This window comes from Nonomuraea antri, assembly GCF_013283785.1.
In the GTDB taxonomy this organism is placed as follows: domain Bacteria; phylum Actinomycetota; class Actinomycetes; order Streptosporangiales; family Streptosporangiaceae; genus Nonomuraea; species Nonomuraea antri.
Genome location: NZ_JABCPZ010000115.1, coordinates 1 through 19,149, shown reverse-complemented (window position 1 = coordinate 19,149; position 19,149 = coordinate 1). Strand labels below are relative to the sequence as shown.

The window sequence follows — 19,149 nt, the reverse complement described above, 5'->3', positions numbered from 1 at the left end:
GGAGGTCAGGCGGCGGCGGTGGCCATCTTGCGCAGGCGGGCCAGCGCGTCGCGCTCGATGCGCCGGGCCCGGTCGCGGCCGATCCCGTAGCGCTCCCCCACCTCCGTGAGCGTGTGCTCGCGCCCGTCGACCAGCCCGTAGCGCCAGCGCAGCATCTCGCTGGTGTCGCCTTCCAGGTCGGTCAGCCACTGGTCGAGCCGCTCGCGCTCCAGGATCTCGATGGCCTGCTGCTCGGGGTCGGCCCAGGTCTCGTCGGCGATCATGTCGCCGAGTTCCGTTTCGTCCTCGTCGCCCACGCCGAGCTGCAGTGACACCGGGTCGGACGCCCAGCGCCGCAGCTCGCGCACCCGCTCGATGGGCAGGTCGAGAATGCCGGCCAGGTCGTCGTCGGTGGGCTCCACGTCGAACTCGGCGAGCATGTCGCGCCGCACCCGCATCAGCCGGGTCATCTGCTCCCCGGCGTGCGTGGGCAGCCGCACCGGGCGGGCCTGCTCGTGGATGGCGCGCCCCACGGACTGCCTGATCCACCACGTCGCGTACGTCGAGAACTTGTACCCACGCTTGTAGTCGAACTTCTCCACCGCGCGCACCAGGCCCAGGTTGCCTTCCTGGACCAGGTCGATCAGCGGCATCCCCCGGCCGGAGTATTTCCTGGCCACCGCCACCACCAGGCGCAGGTTCGCCTGGATGAACTCGTCTTTCGCCCGCTGGCCGGAGATCGCCAGGCGCTCCAGCTCCTCGTCCGCCACGTCCCCGATCCGTGGCTCCGAGCCGCCGCTGTCGAGCAGCTGCTCGGCGAAGAGGCCCGCCTCGATCCGCTTGGCGAGCTCCACCTCTTCCTCCGCCGTGAGCAGCGGGACCCTGCCGATCTCCGCCAGGTACGTCCCCAGCAGATCGCGATCAGCGACGTGCTGCTCCTGCGTGCGACTCCCCGTAGGCCTTGCCATCCCCAGGCACCTCGTTCCGCAGCTGCGTTCTATACCCGGCCAACGTCCGGCCACAGGCAAAGATTCCCTAAACAGCTACGCCAGAGGGAGGGTTCTGGATGTCCTACTCAAGGAGGAGACCGCCCTGAAACACCTGGTGAATCAGGGGTACACCGGGACGGTAGGCGAGGTGAACGTAGGAGGGGGCGTCGAGCACGACCAGGTCCGCCCGTGCTCCGGGACGTATCCAGCCTACGTCCGTACGGCGCAGCGCGCGTGCCCCGCCGTACGTCGCCGCCCTGATCGCCTCCAGCGGCGTCATGCGCATCTCGCGCACGGCCAGCGCCACGCAGAACGGCATGGACGAGGTGAACGACGACCCCGGATTGCAGTCCGTGGCCAGCGCCACGGTGGCCCCGGCGTCGATCAGCCGCCTGGCGTCCGGGTACGGCGAGCGGGTGGAGAACTCCGCCCCGGGCAGCAGCGTCGCCACCGTGTCGGACGAGGCCAGCGCCTCGACGTCGCCCGGGGTCAGGTGGGTGCAGTGGTCGGCCGATGCGGCGCCGAGCTCGCAGGCGATGCGCACGCCAGGCCCCTCGGTCAGCTGGTTGGCGTGCACCCGGGCCTGCAGCCCTGCCTTCATGCCGGCCGCCAGGATGTGCCTGGTCTGGTCGCCGTCGAAGGCGCCGCGCTCGCAGAAGACGTCCACCCACTTGGCGTAGGGTGCGCAGGCGTCGAGCATCTCGCCGCTCACCAGCCGCACGTAGTCGTCGGCGTCGACGCCGGCGGGCACCACGTGCGCGCCGAGGAACGTGGTCTCGTCGGTCAGCCCGGTGGCGATCTCCAGCGCGCGCCGCTCGTCGGCGACGGACAGCCCGTAGCCGCTCTTGATCTCGACCGTGGTGGTGCCCTGCCTGAGCATCTCCTCGACCAGGGCGAGCGCGTGCGTGGCCAGCTCGGCGTCACTGGCCTCGCGGGTGGCGGCGACCGTGGTCCTGATGCCGCCGCCGGTGTACGACTCGCCCGACATGCGGGCCTGGAACTCGGCCGTGCGGTCGCCGGCGAAGACCAGGTGCGCGTGGCTGTCGACGAATCCGGGGATCACACCCCGGCCGGCGGCGTCCACGCGGGCGTCGGCGTCGGGCGCCCGCGCCGCCGGGCCGACCCAGGCGACCCGGTCGTTCTCGATGACCAGCGCGGCGTCGGGTATCTCCTCCCGGTCCGGGTCGCCGGTGTAGAGGAGTCCGATTCCGTCGATCAGGGTCGTGCTCATCGCACCTGTCCTATCGCCTTGGCCAGTCTGGATCCGATGTCGCCCAGTTCGTGCCGTCCGTCGCTGACGATCCTGCGTCCGCCGGAGATCACCGAGTGCACGTCGGCGGCCGTGGCCGCGAACACCACGGCCTCCAGCCCGCTCGCGCCCGCCGTGCGCACGGTGTCCATGCGCACCGAGACCAGGTCGGCCCAGGCCCCCTGGGTGAGGCGGCCGGCGTCGGGGAAGCCGAGCGAGGTGTGCCCGGCGCCGGTGGCGGCGGTCAGCAGGTCGGCGGCGGTCCAGTGGCCGCGTTTCTCGCTGGCCAGCCGCTCGTCCAGCTCGACCGCGCGGGCCTCTTCGAACAGGTCGATCACCGCGTGGCTGTCGGAGCCGAGCGTGATGCCCGAGCCGCGGTCGTTCAGCGTGCGGGCGGGGCCGATGCCGTCGGCCAGGTCGCGCTCGGTGGTCGGGCACATGCAGACGTAGGTGCCCGACTGGCCGAGCAGCTCGATGTCGGCGGCCGACAGGTGGGTGGCGTGCACGGCGGTCGAGCGCGGGCCGAGCGCGCCGTGCTCGTGCAGCACCTGCACCGGCGATGCGGCGTACATCTCGACGCAGGCGGCGTTCTCCGCACGCTGCTCGGAGACGTGGGCGTGCAGCGGCGCGGCGTGCCGGTGCGAGAACTCGGCCACGGCGGGCATCTGCTCCGGCGGCACCGCGCGCACCGAGTGGATAGCGGCGCCGATCTCCACGTCGGGCTGCCCCTCGTAAGCGGCGGCCAGCGCCTCGGCGCGTTCGGCCCAGCGCGCCGAGCCGCCGTCGGAGAAGCGCTGCTGCGGCCCGGTGAGCGGCTTGCCGATGCCGCCGGACAGGTAGCAGGCGTCGAGCAGGGCGATGCGCAGCCCGGCCGCGCGGGCCGCCGCGACGAGCGCGTGGCCCATGGCGTTGGGGTCGGCGTACGCCCGCCCGCCCTGGCCGTGGTGCAGGTAGTGGAACTCGCCCACGCAGGTGACGCCGGCCAGCGCCATCTCGGCGTAGACCGCGGTGGCCAGCTCCAGGTAGGTGTCGGGGTCGAGCCGGGTGGCGACCTCGTACATCTGCTCGCGCCAGGTCCAGAAGTCGCCGGAGCCGCGCTGGGTGTGCCCGCGCAGGGCCCGGTGGAAGGCGTGCGAGTGCGCGTTGGCCAGCCCGGGGATGGTCAGCCCCGCCAGGCGTTCCGCCCCGCCGGGCGCGCCCCGGCCGACGCCGACGATCCTGTCGCCCTCGATCTCGACGAGCACGCCGTCGGCGACGCCGTCGGGCAGCCAGGCCTGTTCGCACCAGTACGTCAGCGACACAGATCCTCCAGCACGTTCGCGAGTGCCACGACCCCCGACTCGCAGTCTGCCTGTTCGGCGTGCTCTTCTGGTGAATGGGAGACACCGGTGGGGTTCCTGACGAACAACATCGCGCTCGGAATGCCCGCCGTGGCCAGGATTCCCGCGTCGTGCCCGGCGCCGGTGGGCAGGATCTGCGCGGGCGTGTCGCCGTCTCCCACGAGGGCGGCCAGCCGGTCCCTGAGCGCGGCGTCGAAGTCGACGACCGGGGTCCAGGACTCCTCGCTGACGTCCACGCCGGACCCGGCCGCGCCGCCGCGGGCCGCCACGCCGCCGCCGTTCTCGATGCCGCCGCGCAGCGCCACGTCGTCGGCGGCGCCCGCGGCGTGGTCGGTCAGCTCGGCGACGAGTTCGCGCACGTCGCGCTCGTTCGCGCCGCGGGCGTCGAGCCAGGCCGAGACCTGCCCGGGCACCGCGTTGGCGTTGCCGGGTGAGACGCGCACCTTGCCGACGGTGGCGACCACGCCGTAGCGGGCGGCGGCCGCGCGGGCCTCCAGCACCATGCGGGCGAACGGCAGCATCGGGTCGTCGCGGTCGCCCAGCCTGGTGGTTCCGGCGTGGTTGGCCTGGCCGAGGAAGTCGAAGCGCCAGCGGCCGTGCGGCCAGATGGCGCTGGCCACGCCGACCGGGCCGTGCAGCGCGCGGCCCTGCTCGACGTGCAGTTCGACGAACGTGCCGACGGTGGCCAGCGTCTCGTCGTCGCGGCCGATCAGCCGCGGCTCGCGCCCGGCCCTGGTCATGACCTCGGCCAGGGTGTCGCCGTCGTCGTCGGTGAGCGCGAGCGCGCGTTCCGGCGCGAGCGCCCCGGTCAGCAGGCGCGACCCGACACAGGGGACGCCGAACCTGGCGCCTTCCTCGTCGGTGAAGCAGGCCACGCCGAGCGGGGTCACCGGCTGGAAGCCGCGCTCCTTCAGCAGGTCGAGCGCGGCGAAGGCGGACACGACGCCGAGCGGCCCGTCGAACGCGCCGCCCTGGCGCACCGAGTCGAGATGGCTGCCGGTGACCACGCCGGGCCGGTGCGACGGGTCGCCCCACCAGGCCCAGAGGTTGCCGTTGCGATCTTCGCGCAGGTCGAGCCCGCGCCTGGCCGCCTCGCCCGCGAACCACTCGCGCAGCTCCAGGTCCGCGTGCGACCAGGCGTCTCTGATGTAGCCGTTGGTGGCGGGATCTCGTCCTACGTGCGCGAGTTGCTCAAGCATGGATCCACTGTAGTGAATGGATTCATTCAGCGGTCAGGTGACCGGGCCCGCACTGGGCCGGAGTGTCAGCTCGGTGAGGTGCGCGTCGGGCCCGGCCTCGATCGCGGCCAGCACGGCGCGGGCGACGCTCTCCGCCGTCAGGTACTTCTCCGGCTCGTACGCGCCGCCCTCCTGCTCGCGCACGCCGCGCTGCATGTCGGTGGCCACCCGGCCGGGGTAGACGGTGGTGACGCGCAGCTCGGGCTCCTCCTGGCGGAGCGCGTCGGCGAAGGCGCGCAGCGCGAACTTGCTGGCCGCGTACGAGGCCCAGCCCGGGTTCGCGCGCTGCCCGGCGCCGGAGTTGACGCACAACACGTGCCCGCCGGCCCGCCGGAGCGCGGGCAGCAGCAGCCTGGTCAGCTCGACCACCGCGAACAGGTTGAGCTCCATGGTCCGGCGCCACACCTCGATCGGCTGGCCGGCGATGGGCCCGAGGTGGGTGACGCCGGCGCTGTGCACGAGGACGTCGAGCCGGTCGACGGCGTCGAGGTCGGCGGCGGTGACCCGGGTCAGCTCGACCGGCCAGGGCCGCGCGCCGGGCAGCTCGGCGGCCAGGGCGTCGAGCGCGTTTTCGTCCCTGCCGCCGAGGATGACGTCGTGCGTGGGCGCCAGCACCCGGGCGATCGCCGCGCCGACGCCCCGGGAAGCGCCGGTGACCAGCGCTGATCGTCGTTCAGTCATGGCCGTCAGCTTAATGACCTTGACACGCACTCAAATTTGAATACAAACTTGAGCACATGTCGTCCTCGACGCGCATCCTCATCCTCGGCACGCTCCTCGACGGGCCGCTGAACGGCTACCAGGTCCGCAGGCAGCTGGAGACGTGGGGCACCGACACCTGGGCGAACGTCGCGTTCGGCTCGATCTACCACGGCCTGGGCAAGATGGCCGACGAGGGACTGCTCGAAGTGGTCGAGAGCGGCAAGGGCGGATCCACTGTCTACGCGGTGACCGACGACGGCCGCTTCGAGTTCCACCGGATGCTCATGTCGTACTGGGTGGAGCTGCGGCCGATCGTCGACCCGTTCCAGGTCGCGGTCATGTACATGGACCGTCTCGACCGGTCGCAGCTGTTGCGTGCGCTGGAGGCCAGGGTCGAGCAGCTCAGGCTGATGGTCGCTATGACCGAACGTGCCAAGGGCACGAAACAGCAGTTCGGCGCGCCGCGGCACACGGACGAGAACCTGGAGCTGAACGCCGGCATGCTGCGCGTCCAGCTCGAATGGTGCGAAAAGGCAGTGAAGAAGGTGAAAGACGGCGACCTCCCCTGAGGAGATTCATGATCATCGATGCACAGGGCTTAACGAAGACCTTCACCACCAGAAGCCGTAAGGGCGCCCAGACGGTCGAGGCCGTCCGCGGCGTGGACCTGCGGGTGGAGAAGGGCGAGATCTTCGGGGTGCTCGGGCCGAACGGCGCGGGCAAGACCACCACGATCAGGATGCTGGCCACCCTGATCACCCCCGATTCGGGCACGGCCACGATCGCCGGCCACGACCTGCTCAAGGAGGCCGGCGCGGTCCGGCGCAATCTCGGCTACGTCAGCCAGGCCGGCGGGGTGGAGGACACCGTCACCGCGCGGGCGCAGATCATGCTGGCGGCGAAGATCCACGGGGTGGCCGACCCGTCGAAGGCGACCGCCGAGGTGCTCAAGCGGTTCGACCTGGAGGAGATCGCCGACCGGCCGGGGCGCACCCTGTCCGGCGGGCAGAAGCGCCGCGTGGCCATCGCGCTCGGCCTGGTGCACGCGCCGCCGCTGCTGTTCCTCGACGAGCCCACCACCGGGCTCGACCCGCAGAACCGGGCGAACCTGTGGGACCAGATCAAGCTGCTGCGCGAGCTGGGCACCAGCGTGCTGCTGAGCACCCACTACCTGGACGAGGCCGACGTGCTCTGCGACCGGCTGGTGATCGTCGACCACGGCCTGATCGTCGCCGAGGGCACCCCGGACGGGCTCAAGCGCGAGGTCTCCGGCGACGTCGTCTCGCTCCGGGTGAAGGACCTGGAGCGGGCCGCCGAGGCGCTCAAGCCGTTCGCCCGCGAGACCCGCGTGGACGACGACGTGCTGCGCGTCTACGTGGACGACGGCGAGCACACGCTGCCCGCGCTGCTGCGCGCCCTGGAGGAGCAGGGCATCGGGCTGACCTCGATCGCGCTCGACCGCTCCACGCTCGACGACGTGTTCCTGGCCAAGACCGGCCGCTCCCTCCGCGACGCTGGAGCCGCTTCATGATCCGCCACACCCTCCTCTTCCTCGGGTACGAGATGAAGAAGGCGTTCAGCAACCCGATCTGGCCGCTGTTCGGCATTCTGCAGCCGGTGTTGTACCTGGTCATGTTCGCGCCGCTGCTGAGGCCCTTCGAGGCGGGCGGCACCATGGTCGAGGCGCTGCGGACGTTCACCCCGGCGGCGATGATGATGATCGCCGTTTTCGGCTCGCTGTTCTCCGGCTTCAGCATGCTCGCCGAGCTGCGCAACGGGTCGCTGGAGCGTTACGCGGTCAGCCCGGCCTGGCGTCCGGCCATCGTGCTCGGCCGGGTCGCCAAGGACATGGTGGTGCTGGTCGTGCAGGCGATCCTGGTGCTGGTCGTGGCCATGCTCATGGGGCTCACCATCGGCGCGCTCGAACTGGTGCTGCTGCTCCTGCTGATGGCGGCGACCGGGCTGTTCGCCTCCAGCCTGTCGCAGGCGATGGCGCTGACCATCCGCGACGAGAACGGCATGTCGCAGACGCTCCAGCTCTTCATGCTGCCGATCATGCTGCTCGCCGGGATGTTCATCCCGATCAACGAGCACGCGCCCGGCTGGATGCAGGCGCTCGCCCCGATCAACCCGCTCTTCCACGCGGTCGAGGCCGGGCGGGCGATGTTCGCCGGCGAGCTCGGCGACTCGGCGATCCCGATCTCGTTCGCGCTCTTCGCCGCGCTGGCCGTGCTGACCCTGACCTGGTCGATGCGCTCACTGCGGAAGATCGCCGGATAGGAAGACGCCGGTTTCGTCGGTCATGCGCTCGTACTCCTCGAGCCTGGCCTGCGTACGCAGCGGCGCCGCGTCGGCCATGGCCTCCACCAGGGCCATGGCCAGGGCCAGCGGCGCCGCGTGCGAGTCGAACACCAGCCGGTCGCCCACCGGCGCGTCGAGCACCACGTCGGCGGGGAAGTCCGGGCTGTCCGTGATGACCGCGACCTTGAGCCCCAGCTTCCCCGCGTACTCCAGGGCGTGCACGGCCTCCTTGGGATAGCGCGGCAGCACCACCGCCACCACCCATTCCGCCCCGGCCCTGCGGGCCGCGTGCAGCCCGTCGACCAGCTCGGAGCCGCCGTGGGTGAGCAGCCGCACGTCGGGGTGGATGCGCCGGGCGTAGTACGCGAACGTGGTGGCCAGCCCGCACGAGACGCGCAGCCCGAGCACCGGCAGCGGCTCGGTGGCGGCCAGCGACTCGCCCAGTTCCTTCAGCGGGAAGGCGGCCAGCCGCTCGCGCACCACGGCCAGGTTGCGTATCTCGCTGTCGATGGCGCCGCGCAGCAGGCTCTCCTGCGGCGCCTCGACCGCCCCGCCGAGCACCAGCGGGCGCAGCGCCTGCTTCAGCTCCGGGTAGCCGGCGAACCCCAGCACCATGGCGAACCTGGTCACCGACGGCTGGCTGACGCCCGCCCGCTCGGCCAGCTCCACGCTGGACAGGAAGATCGCCTCTTCGAGGTGTTCGGACAGGTAGTGGGCGATCCGCCGCTGCACGGGCGACAGTCTCCGGCCGTCGAGGAGCACGCTCAGCCCACCGCGATATCCGTCCGCCACGCCACCTCCAACGCATCACGACCGGCATTCTCATCCCGCGGGAGCGCCTGGTCTCACTGGCTGAGACCAGGCGCCGCCCGCCGTGACGCCGTCAGGACTCGCGCATCGGGATGCGGACCCCCCGCTCGGCCGCGACCTGGGCGGCCTCGTCGTAACCCGCGTCGACGTGACGCATCACGCCGGTGCCCGGGTCGTTGGTGAGCACCCGGCTGACCTTCTCGCGCGCCAGCGCGGTGCCGTCGGCGACGGTCACCTGACCGGCGTGGATCGAGCGGCCGATGCCCACGCCGCCGCCGTGGTGGATGGACACCCAGGCCGCGCCCGAGGCGGTGTTGAGCATGGCGTTCAGCAGCGGCCAGTCGGCGATCGCGTCGGAGCCGTCGGCCATGGCCTCGGTCTCGCGGTACGGCGAGGCCACCGAGCCGCTGTCGAGGTGGTCGCGCCCGATCACGACGGGCGCCGCCAGCTCGCCCGAGGCCACCATGTCGTTGAAGCGCTCGCCGGCCAGGTTGCGCTCGCCGTAGCCGAGCCAGCAGATGCGCGCGGGCAGCCCCTGGAAGTGCACCTTCTCGCCGGCCTGCCTGATCCACCTGGCCAGCGGCTCGTCGTCGGGGAACAGCTCCAGGACGGCGCGGTCGGTGGCGGCGATGTCGGACGGGTCGCCGCTCAGCGCGGCCCACCGGAACGGGCCCTTGCCCTCGCAGAACAGCGGCCTGATGTAGGCGGGCACGAAACCGGGGAAGTCGAAGGCCCGCTCGTAGCCGGCCAGCTTGGCCTCGCCCCTGATCGAGTTGCCGTAGTCGAACACCTCGGCGCCGGCGTCCTTGAAGCCGACCATGGCCTCGACGTGCTGGGCCATCGAGTGGCGGGCCCGCTCGGTGAACCCGGCCGGGTCCTTGTCGCGGGCGGCGGCCATGTCCTCGAAGGCGATGCCCAGCGGCAGGTACATGAGCGGGTCGTGGGCCGAGGTCTGGTCGGTGACGATGTCGATCTCGGCGCCCCGGGCCAGCAGGTCGGGCACGGCCTCGGCGGCGTTGGCCACCACGCCGATCGACAGCGGCCGGCGCGCCGCCCGGGCCTCGTAGGCCAGGCGCAGCGCCTCGTCGAGGGTGGCCGCCTGCACGTCGAGGTAGCGGTGCTCGATGCGGCGCTGCACCGAGCGGGGGTCGCAGTCGATGCAGATGGCCACGCCGCCGTTCATGGTGACGGCCAGCGGCTGGGCGCCGCCCATGCCGCCGAGCCCGGCCGTCAGCGTGATCGTGCCGGCCAGCGAGCCGCCGAACCGCTTGGCGGCCACCGCGGCGAACGTCTCGTAGGTGCCCTGCAGGATGCCCTGGGTGCCGATGTAGATCCACGAGCCAGCGGTCATCTGCCCGTACATGGTGAGCCCGGCGGCCTCCAGCCGCCGGAACTCCTCCCAGTTCGCCCAGTCGGGCACGAGGTTCGAGTTGGCGATGAGCACCCGGGGCGCCCACTCGTGGGTGCGGAAGACGCCCACCGGACGGCCCGACTGCACCAGCAGCGTCTCGTCGCCTTCGAGCGTGGTCAGCGTCCTGACCATGGCGTCGAACGAGGCCCAGTCACGGGCCGCCTTGCCCGAGCCGCCGTAGACGACGAGCTGCTCGGGGTGCTCGGCCACCTCCGGGTCCAGGTTGTTCTGGAGCATGCGGAGCGCCGCCTCCTGCGGCCACCCCTTGGCAGTGAGCGTCGTACCTCGCGGCGCGCGCACGATGCGGCTCATCGTGACCCTCCTGAATGAACACATTCACCTTTGTCACTCGAAGAGTACAACGGTTAGCTGACGAGGAATTGGGTGGCGGCCAACTCCCGGTACAGACTGTCCTGGCCGACCAGCTCGTCGTGGGTGCCGACCGCCCTGACCTCGCCGCCCTCCATGACCACGATGCGGTCGGCGTTGGTCACCGTGGACAGCCGGTGGGCGATCACCAGCACCGTGGTCTCGGCCGCGACCTCGGCGATGACCTCGCGCAGCCGCAGCTCGTTGACCGCGTCGAGCTGCGAGGTGGCCTCGTCGAGCAGGAGCAGCCTGGGCTTGCGCAGCAGCGCCCTGGCGATCGCGACGCGCTGCCGCTCGCCGCCCGACAGCAGCACGCCGCGGTGGCCGACCGCCGTCTCCAGCCCGTCGGGCAGCCTGGCCACCAGGTCGTCCAGCCGGGTACGCGCGATGGCGCGGGTCAGCTCCTCCTCGGTGGCGTCCTGGGCGGCGAACAGCAGGTTCTCCCTGAGCGTGCCGGCCAGCACGGGCGCGTCCTGCTCGACGTAGCCGAGCGCGGCCCGCAGCTCGGCCAGCGGCCAGTCGCCGATGTCGCGGCCGTCGATGGCGATCGTGCCGCTCTGGTGCTCGTAGAAGCGTTCGAGCAGGGCGAACACGGTGGACTTGCCCGCGCCCGACGGACCCACCAGCGCGGTCAGCCCGCCAGGCGGCACCTCGAACGTGACGCCGTCGTGCACCACCGGGCGGTCGTCGCCGTACCTGAAGACCACGTCGTCGAACCGCAGGCCCACCGGCTGGACGCTCTCCCGCAACGCGGCGCCGACCGGCTCGGCGGGCAGGTCCTCGATCTCCTTGATCCGCTTCATCGCGGCCAGGCCCTGCTGCAGTTGGACGGCGCCCTCGACGAGCTGCCCGATCGGCGCCACCAGGTAGAACAGGTAGAGCAGGAACGCGATCAGCGCCGACACCTCCAGGGTGCCCGAGGCCACCCTGGCGCCACCGACGGCCAGCACGCACAGGAACGCGATCTGCACGGCCATCCAGGTGGAGACGCCGGCCAGCGAGGTCCAGCCGGCCACCTGCAGGCCGCGGTCGCGTGCCCGCACCGCCGCCGCGCCGACGACCGCGATCTCGCGTTCCTCCGCGCCGCTGGCCTTGACCGTCCGGTACGCCTGCAGCGCCCGGTCGAGCACCGCGCCCATCTCGCCCACCGACTCCTGGGCGTCCTTCTGCGCCCGCTGGATCTTCGGCATGATCAACGCGACCAGGCCGCCGATCACCACCACGACCAGCAGGGTGACCAGCAGGAGCACGCCGTCCATGGTGGCCATCATGACGATCGCGCCGACCAGCATGAAGACCGAGCCGATGGAGTCGACGATGCCGTTGGTCAGCACGGAACGCAGCAACGTCGTGTCACCGGTCACCCGCGACAGCAGGTCGCCGGGCTTGAGCCGGTCGACGTCGGCCACCTTGAGCCGGAGCATCCGGTCGACCAGCCGGCGCCGGGCACCGAGCACGATGCCTTCGCCGGCGCGTTCCATCAGATACATGCCCCCGGCCGACACCACGGCCCCGACCAGCACCGCGACGGTCAATCCGATGAGCGGCCCGGCCATCGACTGGTCGTCGCCGAAGGCGTCAACCACGTACTTGGCCAGCAACGGCATCGCCAGGCCCGCCGCCGAGCCGGTGAACGGCGCGGACACCGCCAGCCCCACGACGCCGAAGGCGAAGGCGACGTGCACCATCCGCAGCCGCCACACCGGCGCCCGCCCGTGCCACAGCCGCGGCCTGGCCAGCGGCAGCCCGGGACGCACGGCCCGGCCGGGCAGCATGGCGGTGGTCTCGTCCCTGACCCAGGTGCGGCGGGCGATCCACCACAGCAGCACCACCACCGCGCCGGGCACCAGCGCGGTGACGGCCAGGCGGCGCGACTCCTGCTCGCCCCAGAGCACCGCCATCCAGTGGATCCACCCGGGCGCGGTGACGTAGTCGCAGGCCCGGCCGGCGGCGGTGCACTGCCAGCCGACCAGGTCGACGGCGGCCGTGGTGACCGCGCCCACCAGCGTGCCGGTGAGCAGCAACGCGAACAGCCGCTGCGCCGCCTCGGCCAGTTTCCGCAGCCCGCGCCCCCGTGCCGGGCGCGGCAGCATGAAGTAGGCCAGGTTGGCCAGCGCGAACGGGAGCAGCAGCAGCCACAGCGCGATCGTGCGGCCGCCCGAGGTCAGCTTGCCCCACGCGTACGCCTCCCGGTGCCGCGATCGCGGCGTGTCCGCCTCGGCGCCCTCGGGCCGGCCGCCCGGCCACCAGCGCCGGTAGAAGCCGGTGGTGCCGTCGCCGGCGACCAGCCGGGGGTGCGGGTGGTTGAGTATGCCTTCCGGCGGGGTGCCCGACACTCCGTGCACCCGCAGCTCGGTCACCCCTCCGTCGGTTTCGTCGAGGAATCCGTCCATGTCAGCAGCATCGACCCGGAGCGTCGATTACGTACAGTAACTATTCAGACACGTTATGAGGGCTCCGGGGTTCCGGAGCCCTCAGCCGGGGTGTCAGCGGGTGACGGTCAGGGTGTCAGCGGGTGACGGTCAGGGTGAAGGTGGCGGTGCCGGTCTTGCCGTCGGCCGAGGTGGCCCTGACGGTGAGCGGGTAGGTGCCGGGCGGGGTCTGGAAGCCGGTGAAGATCAGCGCGGTGGCGGTGCCGCCCTGGCCGACGCTGCTCGGGTTGACGAACGCCTGCGTGCCGGTGGGCAGCCCCGACACGGTCAGTCTCAGGTTGCCGGTGCCGCCCGACGCGGTGATCGTCGGCTGGGCGAAGAAGCCCTGCCTGACCGAGGCCGACGCGGGGTTGACGGTGACCTTGACCTCGCCGGTCGGGGCGTCGCCGACGGTGAGCGTGACGGTGGCGTTCGCGCTCTCGCCGTCCGCGTTGGTGGCGGTCACGGTAATCTGGTGCCGGCCGGTGGGCGTGCTCGCCGCGGTCTCGAACGTGAGCTTGGCGGTCTGCCCGGTCTGCACGGTCGCGGGCTGGAAGACCGCCCTGGTCCCGGCGGGCAGGCCGGTGGCCGTCAGGTCGACGTTCTCCGGCGCGCCGGACGTGGTGGTGGTGACGGTGGTGGAGACGTACTTGCCGGGGGCGACCTTGAGGTCGTTCGGCGTGACGCCCACGCCGAACTCGCCGGGCTGCTGGCCGCCGATCTGCTCCTTGACCCAGTCGCCCATGTCGTTGGTGAGCCTGGCGTAGATGCTGTACCAGCGGAAGTCGCTGCGGCTCCACGACGCCAGGCCGACGATCTTGCCGTCCACGATGAACGGGCCGCCGCTGTCCCCGGGCAGGATGGTGACGCGGCCGTCGCTGTATCCGGCGCAGATCATGGTGGCCGACTTGAAGCCCGCGCCGACGCCCTGGCAGAGCTGGTCGCCGTTGACGATGGGCAGCGTGGCCTTGTCCAGGGTCACGTCACGACTGGCGTCGTCGACGTCCTTCTTGCCGTAGCCGAAGCCGAGCCCGTTCCTGCCCGGGGCTTCGAGTCCGGCGTCGGCGGAGGTGGCGAACGTGGCGTAGCGGCCGCCGGGCACCGGGATGTCGTCGGCCACGGTGACGACGGCGACGTCGTAGCCCTGGTCGAAGTTCACGTACCTGGGGTGCTTCTTGTACTCGACGACCTCGGTGCGGAAGCCGCCGGTGGCGTTGAGGTCGTCGAGTCCGTACAGGAAGGTCTTCCTGCCCTGGGCGTCGGCGCAGTGGGCGGCGATGAGGACCTTGCGCGGGGCGATCACCGAGCCGGTGCACGACTGGCCCTGCGGGCGGGTGCCGCCCTCGCGCAGGCCGGCGATGATCGCGGGGAACTCGTCGACGGTCGCGTCCTGGCCGTTGTAGAACGCCACGCCGGCCCGCGGGTCCTTGACCGGGACGGTGTCGCCTTCGAAGTTCGCCGCCTGCCGGGTGCCTGCCGCGTCGGCGGTGACGGCCCCGAGCGGGAGCAGCAGGGCCGCGAGGAGCAGCGGGATCAGGCTCCGTACGTGTGGGGGGTTCACTGTAGTCCTTTCCCTGGGGAGTCGCGGACTACTGTCGATCAGGGGGTGGGGCCGAACAATAAGGGACGGCATGCGTAGGGGTACGGCACCTTTGCCGCGGCGCGCCGGTCTCTAGGGGCGGCGGTCGTCCATCAGGTCGGTCCTCGACTCCTTGCCCAGCTTGCGCAGGACCTTGGCGACGTGCTGCTCGACCGTGCGCGGCGACAGGAACAGCACCTCGGCGATCTCTCGGTTCGTCCTGCCCCTGGCCAGCAGGCGGGCGACGTCCTGTTCCCGTGGGGACAGCAGGTTGCCGTAGCCGCGCCGGCCGCGCCGCGACGACGGGGGCACGCCGTAGCCGCGCAGCCGGTAGCGGCAGCGGTCGGCGTCGCGGGCGGCGCCCATCGCGGTGAAGGTGTCGGCCAGCACGCTCAGGTGGTCGGCGCTGCCGCTGCACAGCGCGATCTGCTCCTCGACCAGGGCCTGGTGGTAGGGCGCGGGCAGGCGGGCGTAGCGCCGGCGCGCGGCCTCGTACGCCTCGACCGCGCCGCTCAGGTCGCCGCGGTGGTGCAGGAGCTGGGCCCGGCCGTGCGCGAGCGCCGCGGCGGCCAGCGGGGCGTCCAGGTCGGCGAGCCCGGCGGCCAGGTCGGCCAGCAGGTCGGCGGCCTCGCCCGGACGTCCGCCGGCGAGCAGCGCGGCCACCGCCACCGGGACGAGTTCGCCGGTCCAGGCCCACACGCCCTTGCCACGGGCCAGGCGCAGGCCGCGGTCGATCTCGGTCAGCGCGCCGTCGTGCTCGCCGCGGGCCAGGCGCAGGCTCGCCAGGGCGGCGTAGCCGCCGAGCGCCACGGGGGTGATGGCGTCGGCGGGGTTGGCCACGCCGGTGGCGGCCAGCCTGGACTCGGCCTCCTCCCACTCGCCCCTGACGATGGCCAGCAGGCCGAGCACCAGCGACAGCTCGCTGGCCACCGGGAACAGGTCGTGGTACTCGTCGAGCAGGTCGGCGGCGCGTTCGGCCAGGCCGTCCCAGTCGCCGAGGAACCAGTCGAGCCTGGCGCCGGTGGACCTGGCGGTGCTGACCACGAACGTGGGGCCGGCGTCGGCGGCCAGCCTGAGCCCGCTGTTGAGCAGACTCCTGGCCCGGTGGAAGTGGCCGATGCAGGTGCAGGCGTCGGCCAGGTTGCAGTGGGCGCGGGCGAGCTGGCGCCGTTCGCCGGCCGAGGCGGGCGCGTCGGGCAGGGCCGGCTCGGGCAGCGCCAGCCCGGGCAGCACCGCGGGGTCGCCGGTGTGCAGCAGGGACGCCAGGTGGTTGGCCAGCAGCGAGACGCGCGGTTCGCCGGTGAACGTCCCGACGAGGCCGCGTACCTGGTCGGTCCAGCCGCGCAGGTCGCCTACCGGGGTGGTGCCGAAGTACGGCTGGGCGAGCACGGCGATGCCCTTGGCCCGCAGGTGGGGGCGTTCGTCCAGCTCGTCGAGGGCGCTGTGGATGGCCGCGCGCCCGGCCTGCAGGCTGCCGCGCTGCCGGATGAGCATGAGGCCGAGCGACAGCCGCACCTCGCCGCGCACGGCGGTGGACAGGCGTTCGTCGCGCAGCAGTCCTTCCAGGGTGGCGCTGGGGTCGAGCTGGTCGAGGCCGGTCTGGGCGACCTGGCCGAGTTTGATGGCCAGCCTGTCGACGTCGCGGGTGGGCAGCGCGGCCCGGCGGAGCAGGCGTTGCAGCAGGTGGGTGGCGGTGGAGGCGTCGCCGATCTCGGCGGATCTGTCGGCGGCCAGCTCGCCGTAGCGCAGTGCCTCGTCGTCGAACCCGGCCTGGTAGGCGTGCTCGGCGAGCTGCACCAGCGGCTGGGGACGCTGCTGCTCCAGCACGCGCAGGGCGCGCGCGTGCAGCCGGCCCCGGTCGAACCCGGCCAGTGTGTCGTAGACGGCCTGCTGGGCGAGCGCGTGGCGGAAGCCGTAGGTGTAGCCGCTCTCGCGCAGGACGCCCGCCGCGAGCGCGGCGGCCAGCGCGCTCCTGGCCCGCTGCCCGGTCAGCCCGGTCATGAGGTGCAGCAGCTCGGCGGTGGCGGGCACGGCCAGCACGGCGGCGGCCTGCGCCAGCCGGACGGCGGGCAGCGGCATCGCGGCCAGCCGTTCGGCCATCGCCTCGCGCAGCAGGACGGGCACCTCGACGTGTTCGAGGAGCTGGCGGGCGACGGCGCCGTCGAGATGCACGTCACCGGCCGAGGTACGCAGCGTGCGCAGGGTCTCCTCGACCACGAACGGGAGGCCGGCGGTGCGTTCGTGCAGTTTGGCGGCGAACTCGGCGGAGATGTGGCTCTCGCCGAGTATGGCGGCGGCGAGCTGGCGCACCTCGGCGCGTTCGAGTGGCTCCAGCCCGATCAGCACGCTGGCCACGCCGGGCGGCGGCCGGTAGGCGGCGCCCAGGGGGACTCCGCCGGGCACCTCCTCGCGCCGGTAAGTCAGGGCCACGCCCAGGTTCGGCAGCGGGTCGGCCATGAGGAAGCGCAGCAGGTGGCGGGTGCCGTCGTCGGCCCAGTGCAGGTCCTCGACGACCAGCAGGGCGGGCCCGGCGGCCGACAGCAGCTCGCGGATGGCGCGGAACATGCGGTGCCGCTCCGACCTGGGGTCGCCGGCGGGTTCCGGCGGCTCGGGCAGCACGTCGGACAGTTCGGGCAGCAGCGGGCGCAGCACGCCGGTCACCGGGCTGAGCCCGGCGAAGGCGACGCCGGACAGCTGGCCGAGCGCTTCGAGCACCGCGCCGTACAGGAAGGGTTCGCGTGGTGACTGGCACTGGCCCTGCAGCAGGCGCAGGCGGCGCAGCACCGGCTGGGCGGTCAGCTCGCGCACCAGGCGGCTCTTGCCGACGCCCGCCTCGCCTTCGATCATGGCCACGGCGGGCGGCCCGGACAGCGTGACGGCCAGCGACTCCAGCTCGCGCGCGCGGCCGACGAGCACCGGGGAGGTCGTGCGTAACGAACCCGCCTGTCGTCGTCTCGGAACGGTGGCCATGCGCATGCCCCTGCCCGGGTTGAACACTGCTGTCGAACACTGCTGCTGGCACTGCGGTCGAACACTGCCGCTGACACTGCTGAACACGTTTCGCGTTCGACATGTTACGCGGCCACGCATGAATCACGTATCGGCTACCTATGGTTTCCCGGATTGATGCCCGTTCGTGGTGAGGCGGATGGTTCTCCGGAACCCCCCGGCTACCGAACGGAGAAACCCCCGTGGCAGACCGATCACTCACGCTCAGGGCCCGCGACTACGGCGGCTACGGCATCTTCCGCGCCGTGGCCGCCACTCTGGTGGGCGCCGTGGTGTGCCTGGCGGCCGCGGCGCCTGGGCAGGCGCTGGCCGCCGCCGGTGAGACGGAGTCCGGCTACATCGTGGTGCTGCGTGACGCCCAGGCCAAGGCCGCCGTCACCAGGGCCAGGGCCGGTGATCTGGCCGGCAGGTACGGCGCGGCCGTCTCGCACGTCTACACCGCCGGGCTGCGTGGTTTCGCGGCCAGGCTGACCGAACGGGCCGCCGCCCGGCTGACCGCCGACCCGGCCGTGGCGTACGTGGCTCCCGACCGGATCTCCCGCCTGGCCGACACGCAGCAGAACCCGACCTGGGGCCTGGATCGCACCGACCAGGCGAGCCTGCCGCTGAGCAGGACGTACACCTATCCGAACCAGGCCGCCGAGGTGTCGGCGTACGTCCTGGACACCGGGATACACAAGGCGCACCCCGACTTCGGCGGCCGGGCGGTGGACGGCTACGACTTCATCGACGACGACGCCGTCGCCAACGACTGTCACGGGCACGGCACGCACGTGTCCGGCACGATCGGCAGCGCCACGTACGGCATGGCCAAGGGCGTGCGGCTGGTGGGCGTGCGGGTGCTGGGCTGCGACGGCAGCGCGCCCAACTCCGAGATCATCGCGGGCATCGACTGGGTGATCCAGAACGCCCGGCAGCCGGCCGTGGCCAACCTGAGCATCTGGAGCGACCCGGACCCGGCCTTCGACGAGGCGGTGCGCAGGGCGGTGTCGGCCGGCATCACCACGGTGGTCGCGGCGGGCAACCAGAACGGCGCCAACGCCTGCAACTACACGCCCTCGCGGGTGACGCAGGCGATCGTGACGGGCGCGACCGACAGCTCGGACAACCGCTCGTCGTTCTCCAACACCGGCTCCTGCCTGGACGTGTTCGCGCCGGGATCGTCCATCACCTCCACCTCCAACAGCGGCGGCACCACGGTCATGAACGGCACCTCGATGGCCTCACCGCACGTCGCCGGCGCGGCCGCCCTGTACCTGAGCGGACACCCCGGCGCCACCCCCGACCAGGTCTCGGCCGCGCTGACCGACCACGCCACGCCGAACGTGGTCAAGAACGCCGGCAGCGGCTCGCCGAACAAGCTGCTGAACATCTCGTTCATGAACGACCCGACGCCGACGTGCGCCGGCGGCGCCAACGGCGACGACGTGCAGATCCCCGACGCGGGGGCCGCGGTCACCAGCGCCATCACGGTCACCGACTGCCCGGGCAAGGGCTCGGCCACCACGAACGTCAAGGTGGACATCGCCCACACCTACACCGGTGACCTGGCCATCGACCTGATCGCGCCGAGCGGGGCCGCGTACGTGCTCAAGGCCGCGGGCGGCGTCGGCTCGGCCGGCGGCGTGCACCAGACGTTCCCGGTCAACACCACCGCCGAGGACCGCAACGGCACGTGGCGGCTGCGGGTGCGCGACGTGTACTCCTACGACACGGGCGTGGTCGACGCCTGGTCGATCACCTTCTGACCGCCACCCCGGCC

Annotated in this window: 14 protein-coding genes; 4 read left to right on the top strand and 10 right to left on the bottom strand. The window is 72.3% G+C overall.

What is annotated here, in order from left to right:
- Positions 1-5 precede the first annotated feature (5 nt).
- The 5 genes from HII36_RS31540 to HII36_RS31520 form a co-directional block, all read right to left on the bottom strand.
- A complete protein-coding gene (locus HII36_RS31540; protein WP_173526932.1) occupies positions 6-947 on the bottom strand; it encodes a sigma-70 family RNA polymerase sigma factor in 942 nt (313 codons plus the stop codon).
- 103 nt (positions 948-1,050) lie between these two features.
- Complete coding sequence (gene hutI, locus HII36_RS31535) at positions 1,051-2,199, bottom strand: imidazolonepropionase (RefSeq protein WP_173526931.1); 1,149 nt, start codon at positions 2,197-2,199, stop codon at positions 1,051-1,053.
- Entirely contained in the window at positions 2,196-3,518 is a 1,323-nt protein-coding gene (locus HII36_RS31530) for a formimidoylglutamate deiminase (protein WP_173526930.1), read from the bottom strand. Before HII36_RS31530 ends, hutI begins: the two co-directional genes overlap by 4 nt.
- Positions 3,509-4,756 carry an allantoate amidohydrolase gene (locus HII36_RS31525; RefSeq protein WP_173526929.1) on the bottom strand — a complete coding sequence of 416 codons (1,248 nt, stop codon included), beginning with the start codon at positions 4,754-4,756 and terminating at the stop codon, positions 3,509-3,511. Before HII36_RS31525 ends, HII36_RS31530 begins: the two co-directional genes overlap by 10 nt.
- Positions 4,757-4,789: 33 nt before the next feature.
- Positions 4,790-5,476, bottom strand: coding sequence for an SDR family oxidoreductase (locus tag HII36_RS31520; protein ID WP_173526928.1), 687 nt, complete (start codon positions 5,474-5,476; stop codon positions 4,790-4,792).
- A gap of 56 nt (positions 5,477-5,532) precedes the next feature.
- Between HII36_RS31520 and HII36_RS31515 the strand changes: the two genes are divergently transcribed.
- The 3 genes from HII36_RS31515 to HII36_RS31505 are packed head-to-tail and all read left to right on the top strand — an operon-like array spanning position 5,533 to position 7,777.
- Positions 5,533-6,066, top strand: coding sequence for a PadR family transcriptional regulator (locus HII36_RS31515; RefSeq protein ID WP_173526927.1), 534 nt, complete (start codon positions 5,533-5,535; stop codon positions 6,064-6,066).
- Positions 6,067-6,074: 8 nt separating this feature from the next.
- A complete protein-coding gene (locus HII36_RS31510; protein WP_173526926.1) occupies positions 6,075-7,028 on the top strand; it encodes an ATP-binding cassette domain-containing protein in 954 nt (317 codons plus the stop codon).
- On the top strand, positions 7,025-7,777 hold the full coding sequence (locus tag HII36_RS31505) for an ABC transporter permease (RefSeq protein WP_173526925.1): 753 nt from the start codon (positions 7,025-7,027) through the stop codon (positions 7,775-7,777). Before HII36_RS31510 ends, HII36_RS31505 begins: the two co-directional genes overlap by 4 nt.
- Here the strand turns inward: HII36_RS31505 and HII36_RS31500 are convergent.
- The 5 genes from HII36_RS31500 to HII36_RS31480 form a co-directional block, all read right to left on the bottom strand.
- Complete coding sequence (locus HII36_RS31500) at positions 7,754-8,590, bottom strand: MurR/RpiR family transcriptional regulator (protein WP_173526924.1); 837 nt, start codon at positions 8,588-8,590, stop codon at positions 7,754-7,756. The two genes, HII36_RS31505 and HII36_RS31500, sit on opposite strands and share 24 nt — an antisense overlap.
- 91 nt (positions 8,591-8,681) lie before the next feature.
- Positions 8,682-10,331, bottom strand: a complete 1,650-nt coding sequence (gene hutU / locus HII36_RS31495; RefSeq protein ID WP_217370204.1) for a urocanate hydratase — start codon at positions 10,329-10,331, stop codon at positions 8,682-8,684.
- A gap of 53 nt (positions 10,332-10,384) precedes the next feature.
- Positions 10,385-12,781 carry an ABC transporter ATP-binding protein gene (locus HII36_RS31490; protein WP_236004049.1) on the bottom strand — a complete coding sequence of 799 codons (2,397 nt, stop codon included), beginning with the start codon at positions 12,779-12,781 and terminating at the stop codon, positions 10,385-10,387.
- Positions 12,782-12,896: 115 nt separating this feature from the next.
- Complete coding sequence (locus HII36_RS31485) at positions 12,897-14,360, bottom strand: trypsin-like serine protease (protein WP_217370203.1); 1,464 nt, start codon at positions 14,358-14,360, stop codon at positions 12,897-12,899.
- Positions 14,361-14,471: 111 nt separating this feature from the next.
- Positions 14,472-17,348 (bottom strand): ATP-binding protein, encoded by a 2,877-nt coding sequence (locus HII36_RS31480; RefSeq protein WP_173526921.1) that lies wholly within the window; start codon positions 17,346-17,348, stop codon positions 14,472-14,474.
- 221 nt (positions 17,349-17,569) lie between these two features.
- Between HII36_RS31480 and HII36_RS31475 the strand changes: the two genes are divergently transcribed.
- Positions 17,570-19,135, top strand: a complete 1,566-nt coding sequence (locus HII36_RS31475; RefSeq protein WP_217370202.1) for a S8 family peptidase — start codon at positions 17,570-17,572, stop codon at positions 19,133-19,135.
- Positions 19,136-19,149: the final 14 nt, after the last annotated feature.